Raw genomic sequence first — 24,537 nt, forward strand, 5'->3', positions numbered from 1 at the left:
CGGCGTGGGTCAAGGGGCACCGGGGTCGGAGCCCTTTGCGCTGCAACGGGATCCGACCCCGGTCGGGATGCGCCTCAACGCCCCGCCGCAGCCCGCGCGCGGATCTCATCCAAGCGCTGGTCGTGCAGCAGGCGCCCGTTCTCCCACACGGTCACCATCGCATCCTCGAAGCCGGTCGGCAGCGCCTCGTCACCGCTGGGAGGCAACGCCACCGTGTGCAGGCTGCCGTCATCCAGGCGCCGCAGCAGGCGCATGCGGCCACGCTTGCTGGTCTTGCCGGCATCGGTGACCGGGTCCTTGTAGACGTCGATCCACTCACCCTCGACCCGTGCTGCCGAGCACTTCAGCGCGAACTTCTGGGTGTCGCGGTCCAGCCGCTGCAAAAGCGCGCCGCCCATGCCGAAGGCCACGTTGTCGGCGGCGTAGCCGTCTTCGGTGATGCGCTGCAGGATGGCGCGGATCGTATCCGGGTTGATGCCATCGCCCTGGATCACCCGCACGTGGTTGAGTACGCGGTAGCCCTTGCCGTTGAGGGTGTGGCCGAATGCTTCATCCAGCCGGCGCAGGCTTTCGGCCACCACGTCCACCGGGTCACCCGAGTCGGGGCGGATGACCAGGGTGGCGCCCGAAGCGATCACTTCATCACGCAGCGTCGTGCCCCAGTGTTCACTGATCGCGCGGTAGATGTCATAGCTGTCCGACACCACTGCCACGATCGCGCCCGGCTTGCCGAACTGGCGCAGCATGTTGCGGTAGGCGTCCACTTCGCGCTCGCGGCCCCAGCTGGTGATGGTGCTGTGCTCGGCGGCGGGAATCGAATAACCGGCCATCGGCGCGTGATAGTGCGCGCGGGCCAGGCACAGGGCCGAGACGGTGTCGGTGCCGAGGAAGTTGACCAGGTGTGCGGCACCGCCCAGCGCGGCCGATTCCAGGCTCGATACACCGCGGGCGCCGAAGTCGTGCAGCTTGAACGGCAGCTGCCCCTGCGGATCGTCGCTGGTCTGCTGCAGGAACGCAGCAATGGTCTGCCGTGCATGCCAGCTGATGGTGGCCACGGTGACCGGGTACCACACGCGCAGCAGCAGCGTTTCCAGGTACGACGGCACCCAGAATGCAGCCGGGTCGGTCGACTCGACGGTCATCAGTGCCTGGTGGGTGGGTACCACGCTGCCCTCGGGCACGGCACGGATGCGCACCGGCAGGTGGCCGCCGAGCCGATCGACGATATCGCGCCAGCCGGCTTCGTTGAACGGCTCGCCATGGGCGGCGAATACCGCAGCAGCGTCGTCGATGTCAGCGTGGGTGACCGGTCGTGCCAGGGCGTCCTTGAGGATCGCCTGCAGGCCGAAGAACACCGTGCGATCGTGCAGGCCGCCACGTGATTCCACGTAGAAGAACGTGGCATCGGTACCCGGCGGGTACTGCAGCCAATGGCTGGCCTTGTAGCTGTCGGTGTTGAGGAGAAGGTTATCGAGGTAGTGCATGACGGAAGCTCCTTCGCGTCGAGTGACACCAGCGGTCTATCCGCCGGTGGGGAGAGCCGGGCAGGTCAGCCGCGGCCGAGGAAATACTCCAGGATGTGCAGGTGGTCTTCGAACAATTGCGGGCCCATGTCCAACGCCTCACTCACCGGTATCCAGCGCGCCTTGTCGGCGTCGTCGCCACCGCGCACCGGCGGCAGGTCACCGGCCGGGAATTCGAAGTGGAAACCGTGGGTGATGGTGCGGCCGCGCTGGCTGCGGTCGGGGTGGTCGAATACCTGCTGGCCCTTCAGCGAACCCTTCAGCACCGGCAGCGGAATCTTAAGGCGGGTTTCCTCGCGCAGTTCGCGCAGGCAACTGTCCAGCAGGCTCTGCTCCTGGCCAACGAAACCGCCGGGCAGCGCCCACAGGCCCTTGCCGGGCTCCGAACGGCGCCGTACCAGCAGCACGTGGCCCGAATGCACCACCACCGCATCGGTGGTGACGAAGGTGGGCGCGTAGGGCGCATCCTTCCAGGCGGCCTTGTACTGTTCGATGAAGCGGTACTCGGCCACCAGCTGGGCATACGCAGGCGCGCTTTTGCGGAACGCTTCGAGCATGTCGTACACCGGCGCCGGCACATTGCCACGCAGCATCAGCAGCGCGCCGTGGAAGTCGACGTCGCCGGCTTCGAACAGGTAGCGCCGCAGCTCGGTGGCCGACAGGGTGGCGGTGTGCTGCACGTCCACCAGCGGCCATTGCGGGAACTCCCTCAGGTAGTAGCTGGAGGCATCCTTGTCCATGCCGATCAGGCCGACCTTGGCATCGGCGGCGGCGCCGTCGTTGCGCAGGGCTTCGGCCACCTGGCGCTGCACGTTGGCGATCCACTGCGCTTCGTTGTACAGGTGGTCGCGCAGCGGGCGGATCAGCAGGCGGTCGGTGTGGCCATCGAGGGCGGCCTGGATCATCACGGCGCGTTCGGCCACGGTCCAGGGATTGCGGAGGCTGCGGGGGGTATCGGCAGAGCCGACCAGGAAGATCAGCTTGCGGGCCCGGCTCAGGGCCAGGCGGGCAACGGCGGCGTGGCCGTTGTGGAAGGGCTCGAATCGCCCGATGAAGACGAGATAGTCGAATTCCATGAGAATCCCTCATGTCGTTGTGGCAGCCGCGGGTCTGTCCCTTGGCTTGCTGCAGATGCTACGCCGATGGTGGGGCCGGTCAAGCCTGCAGGCCTGCCATCTGCTGAACGCCGCAGATTCCTGCCCGGACTGCGGTGGTGTTCTCAGGCCCTGAGAAGCCGCTGCGCCATACTGGCATCCACGCGGCGGACGGCATGCTCGGGGGCAAGACGGTGGCGGACAAGTACTGCGATCTGGTCATGAAAGGCGGCATCACCAGCGGCATCGTGTACCCCAATGCGGTACTGGCGCTGGCACGCGAGTATCGGTTCAAGAGCATCGGCGGCACCTCCGCTGGCGCCATCGCTGCGGCGGTAGCGGCTGCGGCGGCATGCGGTGATCGCCGCATGCAGGCCGGCGAGCACCTGCCCGGTGATGCCGGTTATGGCGGGCTGTCGGCGGTGTCGACGCAGTTGTCGCGGCGCGGGTTCATCTACAGCCTGTTCCAACCGGCGCGGGGCGCGCGCGCGGCCTATCGGCTGCTGGTGGTGCTGACCGGCAATGCCGGCCTGCCGCACAAGCTGCTGTGCCTGGCGGTGGCGGTATTCGAGATCGCGCCGCTGGAAGTGCTGGTGTCGCTGGCGCTGCTGCTCGGCCTGGGCTGGTGGGGCGGTGGCTGGAGCGGCGTGGCCGCAACGCTGCTGCCGTCGCTGCTGTGCGCCTACGGTGCAGGCGTGGCCGGAGCCGCGTTGCGCGTTGCGCGTGTGGCCCGGCGCAACCTGCTGGGCCTGTGCAGTGGCCTCGGCCGCGATGCACGTAAACCGGCATTGACCGAGTGGCTGCATGAATGCCTGCAGCAGTTGTCCGGCAAGCCGCTGGATGCACCGCTGACCTTTGCCGACCTGCACGAGGCGCCGCGCTATGCCGGCGAGCCGGACAGCCCGCATGCGATCAGCCTGCAGATGATCACCACCTGCGTATCGCACAACGAACCACGCACACTGCCGCTGGGCGGCGCGCAGTTCTGGTTCCTGCGCGAGGAGTTCGAGCAGTTGTTCCCCGCCAGCGTGGTGCAGTGGCTGGTGACGCAGGCCGGCCCCCCGCTGGAGGTGGAAGGGCGCCGGTACTACCACCTGCCGCAGGGTCCGAAGCTGCCGGTGCTGGTGGCCACGCGCATGAGCCTGAGCTTCCCGTTGCTGATCAGCGCGGTGCCGCTGCATGAGCCCTCGCGCCGCGAGCGCCGCTGCGAACCCACTGCACCTGCCGCCGATCAGGAACACAACGTGGCCGACAGCATGGAAGGGCTGACCAGCGCCGGGCAGACCTGCGGCCCGGTGATCACCGCGTTCCGCATCTGCTGGTTCTCCGATGGTGGCATCAGCAGCAACTTCCCGATCCATCTGTTTGATGCCGCGCTACCGCGCTGGCCGACCTTCGCCATCAACCTGGTCTACCCGCAGCATGCCGAAGACGTGGGCCGCGGCAGTGATGGCCGACAGGCGCTGGAAAGTGCCGTGTTCCTGCCCACCGAAAACCGCCACGGTTGGCAACGGCATTACCAGTCCATTGCCACGCCGCTAGCCGCAGCTGAGCTGGGGCGCTTCCTGTTCGCGGTGGTGGCGACCATGCAGAACTGGCGCGACCTGCTGCAGGCGCGCGCGCCGGGTTACCGTGACCGCATCGTGCACGTCAGCCTGCAGGGCGACGAAGGCGGCATGAACCTGGACATGCCGCAGGAGGTGCTGACCCGCATCGCCGACAAGGGCAGCCTGGCGGGTGCGCGCTTCTGTTCGTTCTCGTTCGGGAACCACTACTGGATCCGCTGGCGCAACCTGGCCTCGGCCTACCAGCGCTACACGTTGGAAGTGGCGCGTACCGACGACCCGGGGCAGCAGGTGCTGGCCTATCGCGCGGCGTACTCGATGGTTGCCCGTGGCGAGCCGGCACCGCCGTCGTACAAGCTCGGCTCGGAAGACAAGCGTCGCGGCTCGCAGCTGCTGTGGGCGCAGATGGTCGAGCAGGGCCGCACCTGGGAAGACCTTGGCCCGGACCTGACCGATGGCGCACCGCGCCCGCTGCCGCAGATGAAGGTGACGGCGATCTACTGACCCGGTAGTAGATCCACGCCATGCGTGGATGAACGTCCATCGAAATCGAATATTTCGAACATTCATCGAAGAGCATCCACGCATGGCGTGGATCTACCGTGTCGACCAAGGTCGACACCTACCAGAGCAATACGTCGTTCCGACAGATGGAAGGAAACTGTCGAAGGCGGGGTGGTGTCGGATTGCGGGGTGTCCGCGGCATGGATGCTGCGGCCAAGCCCCCAGGGACGGGTTCACGGCGTCCCCGCAATCCGACACCGCCCCGCAATCCCACGGAATGCCAGCTTTTGCTGTTGCTGTTGCTGTTGCTTCGGCTTCGGCTTCGGCAGGTGCAGGGCGCAGCCCTGCCGAACCAACCCTACCTCCCCGGCAACTGCGCGAACGCACGCTGCATGCAGTCCTCGCGTGGGCACACCCGGCAACCCGGTCCGATCGAAACCGAGTTCCCTGGGCTCTGCACATCCAGCCCCAGCGAATACACCAGGCGTTCGGCATGCTGTAGATCGCAGCCCAGCGCCACCGCGAAGGTCTTGCGCGGCTGGCCATGGCCGACCGGGCCACTGCTGACCTGCCGCGCCAGCCAGAAATGGCGGCGCCCGTCGGGCATGCGCGCGGTCTGGGTAAGGATGCGACCGGGCTGGTTGAACGCTTCGTAGACGATCCACAGCGGGCACGAACCGCCCACCTGCGAGAAGTGGAAATCGGTGGCCGAATGGCGCTTGGATACGTTGCCCGCGCGGTCCACGCGGATGAAGAAGAACGGCAGGCCGGGCGCACTGCGCCGTGCCAGCGTGCTCAGCCGGTGGCAGACCGCCTCGAAGCCGACGCCGAACTGGTGCGCCAGCAGTTCGATGTCGTAGCTGCTGGCCTCGGCCGCACGCAGGAAGCGCATGTAGGGCATGACCAGCGCGCCGGCGAAGTAGTTCGAAAGACCCACCCGCGCCTGCGCGATGCGTGCGTCATCGGTGAAGCCGGCACGCGCCACCACCGCATCGATCTGCGGCAGGTAGCCGTGCAGGGCCAGTTCGGCGGCCATCTGGAACGCCTGCTGGCCCGGCTCCAGGTAGTCCGGCAGCCACAGCCGCCGCGTACCCGCATCGTACTGGCGCTTCTCGCGCCCGGCCTGCAGTGCGGCCACTTCCACCAGCACGCCGTGGCGGTCGGCCAGCAGCTGGCGCAGGCGTGGCGCCACATGCCCGGGCGAGAGCCCCCACTCGGCGAACAGGCGTTCGGCCAGCTCGTCCAGTTCGGGAATGTGGTTGTGCATGCGGTTGAAGAACTCACGCACCTGGTCACCGGCGGGCAGGGTGCTGCCGGCGCCGGGCTCGCCCAGCTGGAACTCCAGCGCGGCGGCATGTTCGCGCAGTGCCAGGTGGCGGCGGTGCAGGTCCAGCAGCGCACGGCTGACCTGCGGCAGGTTGCCCGCCAGGGTGCGCAGTTCGGTGGCGCTGACTTCGGCCAGGCCCAGGTCGCGCAGGGTCTCGCCCAGCGCTTCCTGCAGCGCGGCGGGCTCATCTTCGTCGAACAGTGCGGAAACATCGCCGAGTACCTGGCCCAGCTTCTTCTGCACGGCCGGGGTCAGTGGGCGCTTGTTGCGCTCGATCTGGTTCAGGTAGCTGGCCGACAGCCCTAGCGCCCGCGCCAGGTCAACCTGGCTGTAGCCGCGCTGTTCACGCAACCGCCGCAGGCGCAGGCCGAGTTGCCGCTGGGGAGCTGAGGGATTCACAGAATTAACAGGAATCGTGGGGCGTGTTGGCCAGATTAAGCGGATTCAGCCCAGAAATCGAGCTGGGTGCTGTGAATAATGCCAAGCATCTTTCGCACCCTGTGGGATTGTCGTCATGACTGTTGCAGCGCCCCGTATCCGCATGCTGATCGATGGCCAGTTCGTTGAATCGGCCACCTCCCACTGGCAGGACGTGATCAATCCGGCCACCCAGGACGTGCTGGCCAAGGTGCCCTTCGCCACCACCGGCGAAGTGGACGCCGCCGTCGCCGCCGCCAAGGAAGCCTTCAAGACCTGGCGCAAGACCCCGATCGGCACCCGCGCGCGCATCTTCCTGAAGTACCAGCAGCTGATCCGCGAGAACATGAGCGAGCTGGCCCACATCCTCACCGCCGAACAGGGCAAGACTCTGCCCGACGCCGAAGGCGATGTGTTCCGCGGCCTGGAAGTGGTCGAGCACGCCGCCGCCATCGGCAACCTGCAGCTGGGCGAGCTGGCCAACAACGTGGCCAATGGCGTGGACACCTACACGATCATGCAGCCGCTGGGCGTGTGCGCCGGCATCACACCGTTCAACTTCCCGGCGATGATCCCGCTGTGGATGTTCCCGATGGCGATTGCAACGGGCAACACCTTCATCCTCAAGCCGTCCGAGCAGGACCCGATGGTGACCATGCGCCTGGTCGAGCTTGCCCTGGAAGCCGGCATTCCGAAGGGCGTGCTGAACGTCGTCCACGGTGGCGAAGAAGTGGTCAACGCGATCTGCGACCACCCGGACATCAAGGCCGTGTCGTTCGTCGGTTCCACCCGCGTCGGCACCCACGTCTACAACCGCGCCTCGCTGGCCGGCAAGCGCGTGCAGTGCATGATGGGCGCCAAGAACCACGCCGTGGTACTGCCGGACGCCAACAAGGAACAGACCCTCAACGCGATGGTCGGTGCCGCCTTTGGTGCCGCGGGCCAGCGCTGCATGGCCGCCTCCACCCTGGTGCTCGTCGGTGAGGCGCGCAACTGGGTGCAGGACCTGGTCGAAAAGGCCAAGACGTTGAAGGTCAGCGCCGGCACCGTGTCCGGCACCGACGTCGGTCCGGTCATTTCCTGCAGTGCCCGCGAGCGCGTGGAAGGCTTGATCGCCTCGGGTGTGGAGCAGGGCGCCTCGCTGGTGCTCGATGGCCGCAACCCGCAGGTGGATGGCTTCGAGAAGGGCAACTTCGTCGGCCCGACCATCTTTGCCGGTGTCACCACCGACATGCGCATCTACCAGGAAGAAATCTTCGGGCCGGTGCTGGTCATCCTCGAAGCGGAGACGCTGGAAGACGCCATCGCGATGGTCAACAGCAACCCGAACGGCAACGGCACCGCACTGTTCACCCAGTCCGGCGCGGCCGCGCGCAAGTTCCAGGAAGACATCGACGTCGGCCAGGTCGGCATCAACGTGCCGATCCCGGTGCCGGTGCCGCTGTTCTCGTTCACCGGTTCGCGCGCCTCCAAGCTGGGCGACCTGGGCCCATACGGCAAGCAGGTGGTGCTGTTCTACACCCAGACCAAGACGGTCACCGCGCGCTGGTTCGATGACGAAACGCTGAGCCACGGCGTCAACACCACGATCAGCCTGAAGTAACGGCAGGAGCAGCCATGAGCCACTCGATGACGACGGAACTGGAAGAAGCGCAGCAGGCGTACCGCGAGGCAGCGCGCGACTTCGCACAGGCCGAACTGGCGCCACACGCCGCGCGATGGGATGCGGAGGGCATCTTTCCGCGCGAGGCGATAGCCAAGGCCGGTGAACTGGGCTTCTGCGGTCTGTACATGGACCCGGAAGTGGGCGGCAGCGGCCTGAGCCGGCTGGACGCCGCCGTCGTCATCGAGGAGCTCGCCAACGTCGATCCGTCGACTGCGGCCTACATCAGCATCCACAACATGGCCTCGTGGATGGTGTCCACGTGGGGCCAGCCAGCACTGCGCGATGCGTGGGGCACTGACCTGTCCTCGGGCAACAAGCTGGCCTCGTACTGCCTGACCGAACCGGGTGCCGGCTCCGATGCGGCCTCGCTGAAGACCACCGCCGTGCGCGACGGCGATCATTACGTGCTGAACGGCTCGAAGGCCTTCATCTCCGGCGCCGGTGCCACCGAACTGCTGGTGGTGATGGCACGTACCGGCGGTGCCGGTGCTGGCGGCGTCAGCGCCATTGCAGTGCCGTCGGACCTGCCGGGCATCAGCTTCGGCCGCAAGGAAGAGAAGATGGGCTGGAACAGCCAGCCCACCCGTGGCATCACCTTCGAAAACGTCCGCGTACCGGTCAGCCACCTTCTGGGAGAGGAAGGCGGCGGCTTCAAGCTGGCGATGAAGGGGCTTGATGGTGGCCGCATCAACATTGCCGCCTGCTCGCTGGGTGCCGCGCAGGGCGCGCTGGATGCCGCGCGCCGCTACATGGGCGAGCGCCGCCAGTTCGGCAAGGCGCTGGCCGAGTTCCAGGCGCTGCAGTTCAAGCTGGCCGACATGGTCACCCAACTGGTGGCCGCGCGGCAGATGGTGCACACCGCCGCGCGCAAGCTCGATGCCGGTGCCAGCGATGCCAACGTATGGTGCGCGATGGCCAAGCGCTTCGCCACCGATGCCGGTTTCAACGTCTGCAATGAAGCGCTGCAGATCCACGGTGGCTACGGCTACATCCGCGAGTACCCGATCGAGCGCCTGCTGCGTGACTGCCGCGTGCACCAGATCCTGGAAGGCACCAACGAGATCATGCGGGTGATCGTTGCCCGTCACCTGCTCAACACCGAAGAGGAACTGCGATGAAGGATTGGCGTACCCAGGAGCACGTGGGCCTGAAGGTCGAGGTCGATGGCCACACCGCCGTGGTCACCCTGAACAACCCGCCGGCGCATACCTGGACCGTGCACAGCCTGTCGGCGCTGCGCGACCTGGTCGGCGCGCTCAACGCAGACCGCGACATCTACGCGCTGGTGATCACTGGCGAGGGCGAGAAGTTCTTCTCCGCCGGTGCCGACCTCAACCAGTTCGCTTCCGGCGACAAGGCCGCAGCGCGCGAAGCCGCGCGCCGTTTCGGCGAAGCCTTCGAGGCGTTGTCCGGTTTCCGTGGCGTGTCGATCGCCGCGATCAACGGCTACGCGATGGGCGGAGGCCTGGAATGCGCACTGGCCTGCGACCTGCGCATCATCGAAGAGCACGCCCAGGTGGCGCTGCCGGAGGCCACCGTTGGCCTGCTGCCGTGCGCCGGTGGCACCCAGAACCTGCCGCGCCTGGTCGGCGAAGGCTGGGCCAAGCGCATGATCCTGCTGGGTGAGCGCATCAACGCCGAGACCGCGCTGCGCATCGGGCTGGCCGAAGAGAAGGTCGGCAAGGGCGAAGCCAAGGCACTGGCGCTGGAATGGGCGAAAAAGGCCGGCAAGCAGAGCCCGACCAGCATCGCCGCCTGCAAGACGCTGGTGCAGTCCACCCGCACCGGCACCCACGCCTCGGCGCTGGTGGCCGAGCGCGAAGCCTTCGTCGACCTGTTCGACACCGCCGACCAGGTCGAGGGCGTGACTGCCTTCCTGGAAAAGCGCGCCGCGCAGTGGAAGAACGCATGAGCGCCGACACCGCTGCCGACGACGCACCGGTGCTGTTCGAGGAGCGCGTGGCCGGTAACGGCGTGCGCATCGGCCTCGCCACGCTCAACGCGCCGCGCACGCTCAATGGCTTCTCGCTGCCGATGGCACACCTGCTGCTGGAGCAGTTGAACGCTTGGGCCGACGACGACGGCATCGCCATGGTGGTGCTGCAGGGTGCTGGCGAAAAGGCGTTCTGCGCTGGCGGCGACCTGCACAGCCTGTACAAGGCCATGGTCGCCTTCCGTGAGGACGGCCGCAGCGACATCCGCGAGAACGACTACGCCGCCGAGTTCTTCGACGTCGAGTACCGCGTCGATTACCTCATCCACACCTATACCAAGCCGATCCTGTGCTGGGGCCACGGCATCGTGATGGGCGGCGGTATCGGCCTGATGTCCGGCGCCAGCCACCGCGTGGTCAGCGAGCGCTCCAAGCTGGCCTTCCCGGAAATCACCGTTGGCCTGTTCCCGGATGTCGGTGGCAGCTGGCTGCTGCCGCGCGTGCCGGGCAAGGGCGGCCTGTTCCTGGCCCTGACCGGCGCGTTGCTCAATCCGGGCGATGCCATCTATGCCGGCCTGGCCGATGTGCACGTGGCTGAAGAACGCCGCAGCGCGGTGTTCGATGCGCTGCTGCAGGTGGCCTGGTCCAGTGATTCCGCACACAACCACGAACGCCTGACCCATCTGCTGCAGTCGCATGCCAGTGATGCTGCGACCGGTCCGCTGCTGGCCAACGCGGCGCAGGTCGATGCGTTGTGCGAAGGCGATGGCCTGCCCGCGATCATCAAACGCATCAGCGCGCTGCAGACCGACGATGCCTGGCTGCAGGCGGCACAGAAGACGCTTGCCGCCGGCGCGCCCGGCTCGGCACGTCTGGCGTTCGAGCTGCAGCGCCGCAGCGCCGGCCAGGACCTGGCCAGCGTCTACCGGCTGGAGTACATCACCGCGCTGCACTGCGCCGCCCACGGCGATTTCGCCGAAGGCATCCGCGCACTGCTGATCGACAAGGACCGCAATCCGCAGTGGAACCCGGCCACCCTGGCCGAGGCCACCGGCGCGTGGGCCGACACCTTCTTTGCTTCCCCCTGGGCCGCTGCCGCGCATCCGCTGGCCGACCTGGGCACTCCCCTTGTTGAAAGGAGCCTTGCATGAGCCGCATTGCATTCATCGGGTTGGGCAACATGGGTGGCCCGATGGCCGCCAATCTGGTCAAGAACGGCCACACCGTGCGCGTGTTCGATCTGGTCCCGGCTGCGGTGCAGGCCGCCGTCGATGCCGGTGCCAGCGCGGCGTCGTCGGCACGCGACACCCTGGCCGATGCGGAAGTCGTGATCTCGATGCTGCCGGCCAGCCGCCACGTCGAAGGCGTGTACCTGGGCGATGACGGCATCCTCGCCGCCATCCCAGCGGGTGCACTGGTCATCGACTGCAGCACGATCGCACCGGCCAGTGCCCGCAAGGTTTCCGAAGCGGCCGCCGCGCGTGGCCTGCAGATGATCGACGCGCCGGTCTCCGGCGGTACCGCGGGCGCCCAGGCCGGCACCCTGACCTTCATCGTCGGTGGCGAAGAGGACGCGCTGGAACGCGCTCGCCCGGTGCTGCAGGCGATGGGCAAGAACATCTTCCATGTCGGCGCCAGCGGTGCCGGCCAGGTCGCCAAGCTGTGCAACAACATGGCGCTGGGCGTGATCATGGCGGTGACCGGTGAAGCCATCGCGCTGGGTGTTGCGCACGGGCTGGACCCGAAGGTGCTGTCGCAGATGATGGCGGTCAGCACCGGCCGCAGCTGGGCCACCGAAGTGTGCAACCCGTGGCCGGGCGTGCTGGAAAATGCGCCGGCCTCGCGCGGCTACAGCGGCGGTTTCGGCAGCGATCTGATGCTGAAGGACATGGGCCTGGCGGTGGAAGCGGCGATGAGTGTCGGCGCCTCGATCCCGCTGGGCGAAGTGGCCCGCAACCTGTACTCGATGAACCACCAGGCCGGCCGCGGCAAGCTGGATTTCTCCAGCGTCGTGCAGCTCATCACCAGCGACCGGTAACCGGTCGCTGGTCCGCGCATTCCACCTTATCCCCGCGCCGTTGGCGCACCCCCTTGAACAACAAGGGGGCTCTCCTCCAGAAGGATGGATGCGCGCCGTAGCGAATGCGTCCCCGGCCACGTGCCGGGGCCCACCCGAGGTGGGATGGGCGGATGCTCGGTTTCGACCGGCATCCGCCCATTTTTTTGCACCGCGCGCGGGTAGTGCCGGCCGTTGGCCGGCAGCACCGCATCAGGCAACGATCAGCGTCACGTCGATGTTGCCGCGGGTGGCATTCGAGTACGGGCACACGATGTGCGCCTTCTGCACAAGCTCTTCGACCTGCTCGCGCGGCACGCCCGGCACGTTGATGGTCAGCTCGGCCTCGATGCCGAAACCGGTCGGGATCTGACCGATGCCGACCTTGCCGGTGACGGTGGTGTCGGCCGGCAACGCGACCTTGGCCTGGCCGGCCACGAACTTCAACGCGCCCAGGAAGCAGGCCGAGTAGCCGGCGGCGAACAGTTGTTCCGGGTTGGTGCCCGGGCCGCCGGCGCCGCCCAGCTCGCGCGGGGTCGACAGCTGGATGTCCAGCACGTTGTCGGAGGAGACGGAACGGCCTTCGCGGCCGCCGGTGGAGGTGGCCTGGGCGGTGTACAGAACCTTTTCGATGGACATCGGGATGCTCCTGGTCAGTGGGTGGGTGTTGCGTTGGAGCCTACTTTGCCCGCTTTCCGCGTACGTTGGGTTGCAACGCGTACGAAAAACTTGATCGATCGTCCTGTTGGCCTAGATCGTCCACTCGCGGTCGGTGGTGAACATGATGGTCAGCCAGCGGTCTGGCGAGGCCTCGCCCAGCGCTTCGCCGATCTCGTCGCGCAGCCGGTCCCATTCCACCAAGGGCCGCGGCGGGTCGTCTTCCGGCACCACGAAGAACAACTCGATCTGCTCGCCACGCCCCACCTGCGCCACGTAGCTGCGGTGCTCGACGAAGCCGTGCCTGGCCACGATCGCGCGTGCCACCGTATCCACATGCGCCTGCAGTTCCGGCGGAGTGACCAGCAGGATGCCGGCCAGCGCCCGGCGCACGGTGCCGAGCGGGGCGATCATCACCAGCACGCAGACGAAGGCGAGGATGGCCGGGTCGATGTACGGCCCGACCCACGCCAGCGAGGTGCCCTGCACCAGCACGCCGCCGAGGAAGGCCAGCAGATAGCAGGCCGACATGCTGGCGGCGATCGCCCAGTTCTTCGCGTCCAGTGCGATGAACTCCGAACCGATGCGCCGGTTGGCGCGCAGCACGAACCAGGCCAGCGCACCTTCGCCGACGATCGACAGCCCGGCGAAGGCGATGGCCGGGCCGAGCGCGATGTGGCGGCCGCCGGACATCAGCGCGTCGACCGCATTGACCAGCGCATACAGCGCCGCGCCGATCATCAGCGTGCCGCTCACCCCCAGCACGATCGGCTCCAGGTGCCAGAACCCCATGGTGAAGCGCTGGTTGAGCCGCGACTGCAGCGCGTCGGTGCTGGTGGACAGTGCGATCAGCCGCGCGACCAGCAGTGACAGCCAGGTCATCACCACATCGATCAGGCCGTAGATGCCGTCGAAGATGATCAGCGAGGAATTGGCCAGCAGGCCGAACACCACCGCTGCCGCGGCCAGCAGCAGTGAGCCTGCGATGGACAGGCGCAGCACGCCTTGTTCGGTACGCGCATCGAAGAAGCGTTCGGGGGTGGCAGGCATGCGGGAATCCAGCGGGAAATGGGCTGCGGAAGCAGCGCGTCGCCATTCTATCCAGCCCGCCGCACGTCGCCGTGACCACGCCCGCACAGCGCCTGGAAAAGTCACCAGACTGGTAACCGTTTGCGGATTGACGGGTGCACACCCGAAGCGTATCGTTTGTACCACGATGACATAGAAGCCCCCGGTGACCCCGGGGGCTTCTTTCGTTTGTGCCATCGCGCGCTGCGAGGCCATCGCCACCGGCCCTGACGTTCCCGTCGCGGCCGTTCTGTTTTCCGCCCCGATCCTGCTTTTCCTGCGCCGTCCTGGTGACCGCGTGGGGTGCCGCCGTGCGCGCAGGGTCGGGGCACTCCACATCCATCAACGAAGGAGGATTCGATGCCCCTGCTGACCCTTGAGCAGTGCCGCGCGCACTGCCGTATCGACGGCGATTTTGACGATGCCATCCTGGATGACCTGCTGGCCGCAGCCAGCGACGTAGCCGCGGCCTACCTGGGCCGCGAACTGTACGCCGACCAGGCCGCGCTGGACCAGGCGCTGGACCAGCTGCCGCAGGACATGGCGGCGGCGGTGACCGGGCATGAAGCCGCGGTTGCCGCCGCCAATGCCGAGACCAACGCGGCCAAGGCCAAGGCCATGCGTGATGTGGCCGATCGCCGCCTAGCCGTGGCGACCGCGCGCAGTGCACGCCTGCTGCTGGGCATGCCGGCCAACGACAGCATCCGTGCAGCGGTACGCCTGCTGCTGGGCCACCTGTACGCCCATCGCGAAGCCGTGGTCGTCTCTGCGCAGACGCTCGATGCACCGGCGGGTGCCACGGCCATCGCAATGGAACTGCCGTTCGGCGTGGCCGCGCTGCTGGATCCGTACCGACCGGCGGCAACGCCATGAACGCCGGCCACCTCAACCGCCGCATCCGCATCGAGCGCCAGGACGGCCAGCTCGATGCCTGGGGGCAGCCGCTGGACGCCTGGCAGCCGGTGGCAGAACTGTGGGCCGCCATCACTGCCGATCCCACTGACAGCGTGCAGCGGCTGACGCTGGAAAGCCGCCTGCCGGCAACGATCCGGCGCCAGCGCTTCCATGTCCGATTGGCGGCCGCGCGACAGGCCGGCATCCATGTCGGCATGCGCATCGTGCATGACGGTCGCGCTTTCAACATCACCGGCGTTGCTCCCGACTTCAGCCGGCGCCAGACCACGGTGCTGTTCACCGAACAGTCTTCAGGCATTGCCTGAGCGACGCCAACCAGGACACCGCGATGAGTTACGAAGCACAGCTGCACGCGCTGCTCGCCCCGCTGCTGCAGGGCCGGCTGTATCCCGAGGTACCGCCGGAACCGGTCATCTATCCGTGTGCCGTCTACCAGCAGATGGGTGGACAGTCCGTGTGGTTCAACGAAGGTTCCACTCCCGAACAGAAGCACGCCCGCGTGCAGCTGACCGTCTGGGCGGACAGCCGCGCCCAGGCCAACACCCTGATCCGCGACATCGAGGATCAGGTCTGCGCGGGACTACCGACTGCCGAATCGTTCGGCGCTGCAATCGCCGTGCATGAGCCGGTACTGCACAAGTACGGCGCGCGGCTCGATTTCGGCCTGTGGTACGTCGACCCGTAAACCGCATCACCCGTGCAACACCCAGCCCGGCACTCGCCGGGCATTTTTTTATCCAACGAGGAAATACACCATGGCACTCAAGCTTCCCAAGGGCACCCAGTTCGGCTTCGCACCGGTCGTCTCCACCGCGATCGCCACCAGCTCGATCTCCAAGGCTGCGCCGGCGCTGGCCAGCGTTGCCGCCAACAGCGTCGACACCGGCGATGTGGTGGTCATTGAACTGCCGGGCTGGCCGGCCCTGAACAACCGCGCCACCCGCGCCGGGGCTGAAGCCACCGGCACCGTTGAACTGCTGGGCATCGACACCACCGATACCGTGCTGTTCCCGGGCACCAGCGGCGCCGGCGTGCTGCGCAAGGCAGGCGCCTTCGTCGACCTGGACCAGCAGGGCGACCCGACCACCGCCGGTGGCGAGCAGCAGTACTGGAGCGGCACCCTGCTGGAAGACCCGACAGGTCGCCAGGTCCAGCTGCCAACCTTCAAGAACGCCAAGACCATCACCCTGCCGCTGTTCTACGACCCGAAGAAGCCGTGGTATTCGGCACTGAAGAACGTTGATGCCAAGGGCGAGCCGGTGATCCTGCGCGCCAAGCTGGTTGGCGGCGACGTGCTGTACTGGTACGGCTACCTGAGCTACAACGGCGACCCGACCATGGCCGCCAACGCCCCGATGGGCACCACCGCGACCTTCACCGCGCTGGCCGACTCCATCCTGGTCGAGGGCGCCTGATGTTCCAGGTAAAGGCGCCGGAGAACTTCAAGAGCACCCTGACCATCGTCGGTCACGGTCGCGAGCAGAAGCTCAACCTGACCTACCGGCACCTGTCGGTCGCCGACTACGCCAGCCTGCTGGAGCGTCTGGGCGATGACACGTTGAGCGTGGCCCAGGCCATCCTGGACATCGTGGTGGAGTGGGATGCCGACGTGGCGCTGGATACCGCCGGCGTCGAGCTTGCGCTGCAGCAGCAGGCCGGCCTCGATGGCGCCATCATCGGTGGCTACACCCAGGCCCTGCAGGTCGCACGTAAGGGAAACTGATCGAGGCGGTGGGGGCCCTGTACTGGCGGGCCCCCACCGAGTCCGAGCTGATGCAGCTTGGATTGAAGGCCAAGCATTTTCCGCCGCCGCAGGTCGAGCTGTGGCCGGAGTGCGTGCTTCCCATCGAACTTTTCTCGCGGGTTGCCACCCAGTGGCGCGTCGGCGCAGGTGGCCCGATCGGGCTGGATTACAACGTGGTCTACCGGGAGCTGGAGCGCGAAGCGCTCGACGGCGACCAGCATGACGAGGTGATGGCGGCCATCCGCATCATCGAACGCGCTGCCTTGGAGCAGATGCAACAGGAATGAGCCGGCCATCGCGGCAATGCCGATGGCCGATCCCGGCTCCGCCGAAGCGGAGCCGACTCTCCCGAGGAACACTCAATGAGCACTACATCGCCGGGCAGCACACGGACCACCGTGGAGGCCAGCAACGCATTGGAAACGGCCATGCAGGCAGCAAGGCGCAGCATGACCGAGATGACGGGCAGCACACAGGAGTTCCAGCGGCAGCTGGAAAAGATCAATACGGTGCAGCAGGCCTTCAACGCCGTGCTGACCACCAGCGCTTCATTGGTCACCGCCCTGTCCACGCAGCTGACTGCACTGAACACGCAGCTGCAGGCGGCGGCGAAGGCGAGCGCAACCGCAGCGGGTGCGGATGCCGGCAAGGCTGCAAAGAAGGAAGAGAAGGCCCAGCAGGACGACATGGGCCTAGCGGGCATCCGCAAGGGCCTGGGCGGCGCGCTCGGCGACTATATCGGCAAGACCGAAAACACCGCCACGGCTGCCAAGAAGGCGTTCGACAAGGCGTTCACCGGCGCCGACGAAGCCCTGCGCAGCTTCGTGACCACCGGCAAGTCCAAGTACAAGGAGCTGGCCCAGTCCATCCTGGCCGACCTGAAGATGATCGCTGCACAGCAGGCGCTGGTCTGGGGGGCGAGGAAGATCGCCGGCTTGATGGGGGTCGACCTGACGCCCAAGGATGCAGCGGCGGACGCGGCGGCGGCTGCAGCTGTATCGACTCCCAGGGATGCCAAGGCCGGTGATGCCAAGGCGGGCGAAACCAAAGACGCCAAGGACACCAAGGGCACCACGGGACTTTCGGGGTTCCGCAAGGGCTTCGGCAGCGCGCTCGGCGAGTACATGGAAAAGACCGAGAATTCCGCCAAGTCTACCCAGGATGCCTTTTTCAAGGCGTTCACCGGCGCCGAGGCGGCACTGCAGAGCTTCGTGAAGACGGGCAAGTCCAACTACAAGGATCTGGCCAAGTCGATCATCGCCGATCTCAAGATGATCGCCATCCAGCAGGCAATCGTCTGGGGCGTCAAAAAGATCGCGGGCCTGTTCGGCTATGGCACGGGGGTGGAGGCCAACGCGAACGGTGGCGTCTATCAGTCGCCCAGCTTGTCGGCCTACTCCGGCGGTGTCTACAACACCCCGCAGCTGTTCGCCTTCGCCAAGGGCGCCGGCGTATTCGGCGAAGCGGGACCGGAAGCAATCATGCCGCTGCGGCGCGGGCCGGACGGTCGTCTCGGTGTGGCCGCGCACGGCGGCGGTGGTGGTGGCGGAGTGGGAGTCAGCATCCGCATCGACAACAACGGTGGCAAGGAAGTCACCACCAACGAAAGCATGCTGCAGCAGTTCGGCAACGAGATCGGCCAGTTTGTGGAACGCAAGTACCGCGAGCTGCAGAGTCGTGACCTGAAGGCAGGTGGTGTGCTCAGCAGGAGTGCCATGCAATGACCGACACATTCACCTGGCCGGCAACCAGCCAGAGCACCGGTACCACCACTGCCGCCGTGAAGCGCGCGAAGTTCGGTGATGGCTATGCGCAGGCCGCTGCCGATGGCCTGAATGTCACCTCGCGCAGTTACCAACTGCAGTTCGTCGGCAACCGCAGGACGATCAACGAGATCGTGGCGTTCCTGGATGGTCATGCCGGCCGCAGCTTCCTGTGGAAGGGACCATTGGGGCAGGGGCTTTACATGTGTGATTCCTACACCGACAGCCATCTCGGCGGCCAGGTATCGACCATCACCGCCACGTTCGAGCAGACCTTCCAGGCGTAGGCATGAGCATGGATCTCGAACCACAAGGAAACAGCAGAAATGTCGCGACAGATCATCGACCTCGATTCCGTTCAACCGAACGGAAAGCGGGGTGAAACACAACGCCCGGCGTTCACCAAGATCAACGATAACTTCGCCGAGGTTTACGACGCGTTGACCGGGGTCGCGAAGATTCCGGAGATTGTAGGGAATGCCATCACCGAGCGCGTTCCAGGCAGGAATCTGCTTATCAATGGCGGCCTGCAGTTCTGGCAACGACGAACGTCCGGTCGCGTTGGTCAGGGAGCCGGCACATTGGGAGCGGAGACATTCTTCGCCGACCGCTTCACGAACTCGGCGCTGGTCTGCAACCACGACGTACAGCGCGTGGCGTACGACGGGCAGGCAGGCTTTCCGGAAGATACCCGGTCGATCATGGTCTGCACCGTATCCGAGGCGATTGCCAGAAGCGGCGCCTGGATGGGGCAGAAGATCGAGGGGGTGCGCAGCGCAAGCGGTGACATCACGATCTCTGTATGGGCCAACAGTGACGCGCCAGGCCGCAGCGTCGGCGTGCGTGTCGTCCAGGACTTCGGAACAGGCGGTTCACCTTCGCCGCAGGTGGCACTGGAGGCCGGTGTGCTCACGTTGGGTCCGACCGCCAAACGTCACAGCATCACGGTGACGCTGCCGAGTACCCGAGGAAAGGTGCTCGGCAGCAATGGCAACGACCACCTCTACGTGGTGTTCGACCTGTGCGGCACCGGCCAGCAGGGTGAGTTGGTGGCGCAGAACGGCTCGTTTGGATTCACCCAGTTCCAGGTCGAATCAGGACGCGCAGCGACCCGATTTGACTGGCGACCGCCGGGCATCGAGCTGGCACTGTGCCAGCGGTACTACGAGAAGAGCTACAACCTTGACGTGCCTCCCAACACGCAGACCAATGAGGGGCGCGAGGCATTCTCGGCCAACTCACCCGGAATCGCGCACTACCAGAGCGTTCGATTCCAGACGCCCAAGCGCGCGCACCCCTACGTGATGATCATTTCCGCGGATAACGTTCAGCAGAACGGGCATATCGCGGAAGACAACATCTCGCGTGTCGTGTGCATGGTGAACTACGCGTCACCCAGCAACTACGAAGTCAGCTGGTCCAACAATCCAGGTCGCTGGGGCGGCTGGTGGCATTGGTGGGCGGAAGCTGAGCTGTGATGATGCGCGCCCGGAACTTACAGGACGACAGAAATGACGAGAAAGATCATCGACCTCGATTCCGTTCAACCGAACGGAATGCGCGGTGAAACGCAGCGCCCGGCGTTTACCAAGATCAACGAAAACTTCGCCGAGGTCTACGGTGCGCTGGATGGGGTGACCGAGATTGGGAAGCGCGTGGATTCACTGGACCATGCTCTACAGACTGCAATTCCAGGCAGGAACCGCCTGATCAACGGCAACTTCGATTTCTGGCAGCGGGCCACCACCGGCACCACCCAGGGCGGCGAGATCTATGTGGCTGATCGCTGGACCGTGGCTGCGCTGGGTTGCACGCATACCGCAAATCGCGGAGCCAATCTGCCTGCCGGCGGTGCCGCACCGGAATCGCGCCGTTTCCTCAACAGCGTTGTCTCCAAGGTCAGTGCAGGCAGTAGCGCCTATGTTGCACAGAAGGTCGAAGGGGTGACCACGCTGTCCGATGGCGAAGTGACGGTTTCCGGCTTTGCCTACGGCCCGCAGGGAAAGCGCATCGGTGTTCGTCTCATCCAGCACTTTGGCACCGGCGGTTCGCCTTCCGCCGCGGTCAGTGTGGAGCTGGGAACGATAGCGGTCACCGCCGCGTCTTGGACCTATTTCCAGCTCAGTGGGCGACTGCCCTCGGTGAAAGGGAAGACGCTGGGCAGCAACGCCGACAGCGATTTCCTGTGGCTGGTGGTGGATCTGTGCGCGGATGCCTATGGCGGTGTCATCTCAGGCCAGAGCGGAGAGTTCGGCATCGCGATGATGCAGTTGGAGCGCGGTAGCCGGGCAACGGCATTCGACCTGCGCCCGCTGGCCCACGAGCTGCAGCTATGCCAGCGCTATTACGAGAAGAGTTACAACCTGGACGTGCCGCCTGGCACGGCCGATGGCATCGGCCGCGACAACCAGTTCTACGACCGCAGCGTCGGCGTTGGCAGTACCTCGCATATCCGCTGCCGCGTCCCCAAGCGTGCCATTCCTGCCTACACCGTCTACAGCGATGTTAACGGGCAGGCCGGGCGCATATCCGGCGCAAGCGGCGGCATCGGCACGGTGACATCCATCGTGTATGCCGGCCAGTCCGGCGCACAGGTCAACTACCAATCCGCCGCAGGCAACTGGGGCTCCTCCTTCCACTGGACCGCCGACGCGGAGCTATGACATGTATCAACTGACCGAAGAGATCGACATCATCAAGTGTCTGCAGACCGGCGCCTTCATTCCACGCGGCCATCGCTTGTGGAGCGACTATGAAGCCTGGTGTACCGCAGGCAACGAGCCAGAGCCGGTACCGCCGCTGTTCGCGCCTGGTTCGGCGCAGTTCCATCGCTTCATGCGCAGCATGGCGTGGGAGTGGATGGCCCAGTGCGCGCGCGATCGCGGCTATGACAGCATCGAGAGTTGCTGCAGCTACGCAGGCAGTGCAGTGCCACGCTACGCGCAGGACGCCATCGCCATGATCGCCTGGCGCGACGCGGTCAACCTCGCATTGGAAGCTATCGAGTCCACCGCCGAGGTGGCCGCTCCGGACTGGCAGCTGGTTCACGCGCAGTTGCCGCAGCCGGCTGCGTTCGGCTGGGCCGCCGAACCGGCGTCGGAAACGCTCGACTCATGAGGAGCACTACACATGGCACGACGCACAATCGACCTTGATACCGTGCAGCCGAACGGAAAACGGGGTGAGACGCAACGGCCGGCTTTCACCAAGGTCAACGAGAACTTCGTCGATCTCTACACGGGTTTGGATGCACTCGAAACCACGGTGCAGGATCTTCGACGCAGGCAGAACGGCCGGAACCGGCTGATCAACGGCGACTTCAGGTTCTGGCAACGCGGCAGCAGCCGCACCGTGGTGGCGCCTCTTGCGGTGTATGTTCCCGATCGCTTCCAGGTGGTATGCACCGGGGCCGGCCAGGTTGCGGTGTCACGCCGCAACTTCGATGCCCCAGCCTTCGGAGTCACGGGATTCATGAACTGCGATCTCACCGGATCGACGGCCGCGACCGAGGCGTTCGTCACCCAGCCCGTGGAAGGCGTGCAGACGCTGGCGGGAAGTACCGTGACGCTGAGCATGCAGGCATGGGCCGCGACGCCGGGCTGCCGCATCGGCGTCCGCTTCATCCAGACATTTGGTACCAACGGGTCACCGGATGTGACGGTGCGGGCGGGTGTCCAGGAAATCGGTACCGCAGCCGCGCTCAGGTATTTCACCGCCGAGTTGCCGTCCATCGCTGGCAAGACCGTCGGGCCCAACAGCAAGCTGCACGTCATCGTCGACTTTGCGACGCCCGCTGGTTATGGCGGACAACTTGTGGGCCAGTCCGGATCCTTCTCCCTGACCTGCATGCAGCTGGAAAACGGGGCGACGCCTATCGACTACGCCATGCGTGATGACGCGACCGAGTTGATGCTGTGCCAGCGGTATTACGAGAAGAGCTTCCCCCTGGAACAGGCACCGCAGCTTGGCATGCCGTCACCCCAGGGCGTCGCCGCTGCATTCCAGGCAGGCCTCGCGCGCACTGAGCAGATCTCCTTCAAGGTCACCAAACGCACTGTGCCTGCGCTCACGCTCTACTCCAACAGTGAAGTGGCGCCGGCCCTCGGGCACTGGTCGTTGTTCAACGGCACCGGGTGGTCACGCGGAATGGCTGTCCCGCTGTTCCTTCGTCCCGATGGATTCACCCTCCAGCTTGATTTCGGCTCCGGCCTGACGCCGTTCTACGCCTATCTGGTGGGCGGCAACTGGGCGGCTGACGCCGAGATCTGAACCTGGACGGCAACACCGAACCTCGCAGCGAGGACTGCACATGACACGAAGAATCATAGACCTTGACACCGTCCAGCCCAACGGCAAGCGAGGTGAAACCCAGCGGCCGGCATTCACCAAGATCAACGACAACTTCGCCGATATCTACGCTGGTCTGGATGACGCGCAATCGGCGCTCATGCATCTGGAAGGGCGCCTTGCCGGAAGGAACCCGCTCATCAACGGCGATTTCCGGCTCTGGCAGCGCGGTGCAGTGTTCCCTGCATCCACCGGCCCGCGCTACATCGCCGACCGCTGGCTGGCCAATGCCATCGGCACCAAAGTAGCCGTCACACGCGAGGACATACCCGCAGGCGGCGGTCAGGCAGGGCGCCTGCTGGCCGGATCGCGCCACCTGCTCCGGCTGGACGTGCAGAGCGTGGCCGGTGCCGGCAACATGGCACTGGTCCAACAGCGTATCGAAGACGTCCGGACCCTGGCCGGGCGCACTGTCACCATCAGCTTCAAGGCGCGCGCCTCGGTGGATGATTTCCGCATCGGCGTGGAGCTGCAGCAGTCCCATGGCACCGGCGGCTCCACCGCCCGCGACAGCATCGGCGCCCCGGTCGTACTCGATACCTTGTGGCGATGGCACCAGGTCACCGTGGATGTTCCCGGCCTTGCCGGCAAGACGCTGGGCCCGGACAGCTACCTGCAACTGAGCTTCTGGCTGGATGCAGGTGCTGATTTCGGCGGGCGCGCGTTCGCCGCCGGGCAGAAGAGTGGCAGCGTGCAGCTGGCCGAAGTGCAGATCGAAGAAGGCGATACCGCCACCGACTTTGATCGCCGGCCCGAGGCACTGGAACTGCTGCTGTGCCAGCGCTACTACGAGACGGTGGATGTGAACCGGATCATCGGCATCACCTACACCGCCAACGGCGACACGCGTGCGTGCATTCCGTTCAAGGTGCGCAAGCGGGTCGCACCCAGAATCTCTTCCCCGTCCACCGCGCTGAACCTGGTGGGCTTCGGCAATGCCGGCAACCTGATCAACTTCGACGGTGGAGCACCCAGCTGGCAGTCCACCGTTGACGCGGCCGTCATCGCCTCGATGCCGAACAACATGCAGCTCTCGGGCGCGGTGGTGGTGTGGTCGACCACCTCGCAGGTGCTGGTCCAGGCCGATGCAGAGCTCTAAGCCATGAAAACGGCCCTTCCGCAGGCGTCGGCGCACGCCTGTTTCACTACCACTACCTCGCTGCGCCCAGGCCATCACGTCACCGTGCCGTGCGGCCAGAACGGTATCCCGTACCACCCCCTCTTCCTATTGCCGCACAGGAGCACACCCCATGATCACCGCCGATGCCCAGCAGCTTGAGCCGGGTGGCCGCATCACCGTCTACGAACTGGACGCCAGCAGTTTTGGCGCCGACAAGCTGTTCTTCCATGCACACCTGCAGAGTGGTGTCATCTGGTGGCAGGGCCAGGAATATGGCCCCTGGCCGATCGAAGCCAGCGGCTTTGAACGCACCAGCGACCAACCGCCGAATCCACGCCTGCGCGTGAGCAACATCGATGGACGCATCACCGCCATGTGCCTGCTGTTCGATGACCTGGTGGGCGCCCGCATCATCCGCCGGCAGACGCTGGCCAAGTACCTGGACGCCTCCAACTTCGAGGAAGGCAATCCCAGCGCGGATCCTGGCGAGCATTTCCCTGATGAAGTCTGGTTCATCGAGCGCAAGATCGGTGAGGACAAGCAGATGGTCGAGTTCGAGCTGACCACCGCGATCGATCTCAATGGCCAGCAGCTGCCGGGCAGGCAGATCATCGCCGGCATGTGCGGCTGGCTGGTGCGTGGCGGCTATCGAGGCGCGTACTGCGGCTACAACGGTCCCGCAGTGGCCGACAGCGACGACGTCGCCACTGACGACCCGGCACGTGACCAATGCGGAGGCCGGGTACGCAGTTGCAAGCTGCGCTTCGGCCAGGACAAGCCGCTGCCCTATGGCGGCTTCCCCGCCGCGGGCCTGCTGCGCTCCTGATCGGCCCCTTCC

The 24,537-nt window shown here is 66.0% G+C and carries 25 protein-coding genes; 20 read left to right on the forward strand and 5 right to left on the reverse strand.

Annotated features, from left to right (window positions below; translation table 11 throughout):
- Positions 1 to 74: 74 nt before the first annotated feature.
- Positions 75 to 1,484 (reverse strand): nicotinate phosphoribosyltransferase, encoded by a 1,410-nt coding sequence (locus PEM_RS19595; protein ID WP_111128869.1) that lies wholly within the window; start codon positions 1,482 to 1,484, stop codon positions 75 to 77.
- Between the two features lie 65 nt (positions 1,485 to 1,549).
- A complete protein-coding gene (locus tag PEM_RS19600) occupies positions 1,550 to 2,605 on the reverse strand; it encodes a bifunctional nicotinamide-nucleotide adenylyltransferase/Nudix hydroxylase (RefSeq protein WP_111128870.1) in 1,056 nt (351 codons plus the stop codon).
- A 188-nt stretch (positions 2,606 to 2,793) separates the two neighbouring features.
- Here PEM_RS19600 and PEM_RS19605 point away from each other — a divergent pair, with 188 nt between their 5' ends.
- Positions 2,794 to 4,686, forward strand: a complete 1,893-nt coding sequence (locus PEM_RS19605) for a patatin-like phospholipase family protein (protein ID WP_111128950.1) — start codon at positions 2,794 to 2,796, stop codon at positions 4,684 to 4,686.
- A gap of 358 nt (positions 4,687 to 5,044) precedes the next feature.
- Here PEM_RS19605 and PEM_RS19610 read toward each other — a convergent pair whose 3' ends face one another.
- Positions 5,045 to 6,412 (reverse strand): short-chain fatty acyl-CoA regulator family protein, encoded by a 1,368-nt coding sequence (locus PEM_RS19610; RefSeq protein WP_095378603.1) that lies wholly within the window; start codon positions 6,410 to 6,412, stop codon positions 5,045 to 5,047.
- A gap of 115 nt (positions 6,413 to 6,527) precedes the next feature.
- On the opposite strand from PEM_RS19610, the gene PEM_RS19615 reads away from it, so the two are divergent.
- From PEM_RS19615 to mmsB, 5 genes are read left to right on the forward strand one after another with little or no spacing between them, the layout of a single operon-like run.
- On the forward strand, positions 6,528 to 8,033 hold the full coding sequence (locus PEM_RS19615) for a CoA-acylating methylmalonate-semialdehyde dehydrogenase (RefSeq protein ID WP_053498738.1): 1,506 nt from the start codon (positions 6,528 to 6,530) through the stop codon (positions 8,031 to 8,033).
- A 14-nt stretch (positions 8,034 to 8,047) separates the two neighbouring features.
- Positions 8,048 to 9,214, forward strand: coding sequence for an acyl-CoA dehydrogenase family protein (locus tag PEM_RS19620; protein ID WP_095378605.1), 1,167 nt, complete (start codon positions 8,048 to 8,050; stop codon positions 9,212 to 9,214).
- A complete protein-coding gene (locus PEM_RS19625; RefSeq protein WP_111128872.1) occupies positions 9,211 to 10,008 on the forward strand; it encodes an enoyl-CoA hydratase in 798 nt (265 codons plus the stop codon). Before PEM_RS19620 ends, PEM_RS19625 begins: the two co-directional genes overlap by 4 nt.
- Entirely contained in the window at positions 10,005 to 11,180 is a 1,176-nt protein-coding gene (locus PEM_RS19630; RefSeq protein ID WP_111128874.1) for an enoyl-CoA hydratase/isomerase family protein, read from the forward strand. Before PEM_RS19625 ends, PEM_RS19630 begins: the two co-directional genes overlap by 4 nt.
- A complete protein-coding gene (gene mmsB / locus PEM_RS19635) occupies positions 11,177 to 12,067 on the forward strand; it encodes a 3-hydroxyisobutyrate dehydrogenase (RefSeq protein WP_005420650.1) in 891 nt (296 codons plus the stop codon). The genes PEM_RS19630 and mmsB overlap by 4 nt, the downstream gene beginning before the upstream one ends.
- Positions 12,068 to 12,298: 231 nt before the next feature.
- Here the strand turns inward: mmsB and PEM_RS19640 are convergent, their stop codons facing one another.
- Together PEM_RS19640 and PEM_RS19645 are read right to left on the reverse strand one after the other, a co-directional pair.
- On the reverse strand, positions 12,299 to 12,724 hold the full coding sequence (locus tag PEM_RS19640; protein WP_004153735.1) for an organic hydroperoxide resistance protein: 426 nt from the start codon (positions 12,722 to 12,724) through the stop codon (positions 12,299 to 12,301).
- Between the two features lie 111 nt (positions 12,725 to 12,835).
- Entirely contained in the window at positions 12,836 to 13,792 is a 957-nt protein-coding gene (locus PEM_RS19645; protein WP_069138079.1) for a cation transporter, read from the reverse strand.
- 378 nt (positions 13,793 to 14,170) lie between these two features.
- Between PEM_RS19645 and PEM_RS19650 the strand changes: the two genes are divergently transcribed.
- The 14 genes from PEM_RS19650 to PEM_RS19715 all read left to right on the forward strand — a co-directional run bounded on the left by PEM_RS19650 (position 14,171) and on the right by PEM_RS19715 (position 24,525).
- On the forward strand, positions 14,171 to 14,683 hold the full coding sequence (locus PEM_RS19650) for a head-tail connector protein (RefSeq protein ID WP_111128876.1): 513 nt from the start codon (positions 14,171 to 14,173) through the stop codon (positions 14,681 to 14,683).
- The gene (locus PEM_RS19655) at positions 14,680 to 15,030 is read left to right on the forward strand and encodes a head-tail adaptor protein (protein WP_069138077.1); all 351 of its coding nucleotides are present in this window, start codon (positions 14,680 to 14,682) and stop codon (positions 15,028 to 15,030) included. The genes PEM_RS19650 and PEM_RS19655 overlap by 4 nt, the downstream gene beginning before the upstream one ends.
- A gap of 23 nt (positions 15,031 to 15,053) precedes the next feature.
- Entirely contained in the window at positions 15,054 to 15,410 is a 357-nt protein-coding gene (locus PEM_RS19660; RefSeq protein WP_069138076.1) for a DUF3168 domain-containing protein, read from the forward strand.
- Positions 15,411 to 15,480: 70 nt separating this feature from the next.
- Positions 15,481 to 16,140 carry a phage tail protein gene (locus tag PEM_RS19665; protein ID WP_069138075.1) on the forward strand — a complete coding sequence of 220 codons (660 nt, stop codon included), beginning with the start codon at positions 15,481 to 15,483 and terminating at the stop codon, positions 16,138 to 16,140.
- On the forward strand, positions 16,140 to 16,448 hold the full coding sequence (locus PEM_RS19670; protein WP_069138074.1) for a phage tail assembly chaperone: 309 nt from the start codon (positions 16,140 to 16,142) through the stop codon (positions 16,446 to 16,448). The genes PEM_RS19665 and PEM_RS19670 overlap by 1 nt, the downstream gene beginning before the upstream one ends.
- A 50-nt stretch (positions 16,449 to 16,498) precedes the next feature.
- Positions 16,499 to 16,756, forward strand: coding sequence for a DUF1799 domain-containing protein (locus tag PEM_RS19675; RefSeq protein WP_069138216.1), 258 nt, complete (start codon positions 16,499 to 16,501; stop codon positions 16,754 to 16,756).
- Positions 16,757 to 16,978: 222 nt separating this feature from the next.
- Entirely contained in the window at positions 16,979 to 18,193 is a 1,215-nt protein-coding gene (locus tag PEM_RS19680; protein WP_240431566.1) for a phage tail tape measure C-terminal domain-containing protein, read from the forward strand.
- Complete coding sequence (locus PEM_RS19685) at positions 18,190 to 18,519, forward strand: phage tail protein (protein ID WP_069138072.1); 330 nt, start codon at positions 18,190 to 18,192, stop codon at positions 18,517 to 18,519. The genes PEM_RS19680 and PEM_RS19685 overlap by 4 nt, the downstream gene beginning before the upstream one ends.
- Before the next feature lie 39 nt (positions 18,520 to 18,558).
- Entirely contained in the window at positions 18,559 to 19,710 is a 1,152-nt protein-coding gene (locus tag PEM_RS19690) for a hypothetical protein (protein WP_111174903.1), read from the forward strand.
- Between the two features lie 33 nt (positions 19,711 to 19,743).
- Positions 19,744 to 20,895: a hypothetical protein gene (locus tag PEM_RS19695; RefSeq protein ID WP_146256623.1), complete on the forward strand. Its 1,152-nt coding sequence runs from the start codon at positions 19,744 to 19,746 to the stop codon at positions 20,893 to 20,895.
- Position 20,896: 1 nt separating this feature from the next.
- The gene (locus PEM_RS19700; protein ID WP_111128883.1) at positions 20,897 to 21,349 is read left to right on the forward strand and encodes a hypothetical protein; all 453 of its coding nucleotides are present in this window, start codon (positions 20,897 to 20,899) and stop codon (positions 21,347 to 21,349) included.
- Positions 21,350 to 21,361: 12 nt separating this feature from the next.
- Positions 21,362 to 22,501 carry a hypothetical protein gene (locus PEM_RS19705; protein ID WP_111128884.1) on the forward strand — a complete coding sequence of 380 codons (1,140 nt, stop codon included), beginning with the start codon at positions 21,362 to 21,364 and terminating at the stop codon, positions 22,499 to 22,501.
- Positions 22,502 to 22,541: 40 nt separating this feature from the next.
- Positions 22,542 to 23,678, forward strand: coding sequence for a hypothetical protein (locus tag PEM_RS19710; RefSeq protein WP_111128886.1), 1,137 nt, complete (start codon positions 22,542 to 22,544; stop codon positions 23,676 to 23,678).
- Positions 23,679 to 23,829: 151 nt separating this feature from the next.
- Positions 23,830 to 24,525, forward strand: a complete 696-nt coding sequence (locus PEM_RS19715) for a phage minor tail protein L (protein WP_111128888.1) — start codon at positions 23,830 to 23,832, stop codon at positions 24,523 to 24,525.
- Positions 24,526 to 24,537 lie beyond the last annotated feature (12 nt).

Source organism: Stenotrophomonas sp. Pemsol, from assembly GCF_003586545.1.
GTDB classification, from domain to species: domain Bacteria; phylum Pseudomonadota; class Gammaproteobacteria; order Xanthomonadales; family Xanthomonadaceae; genus Stenotrophomonas; species Stenotrophomonas sepilia.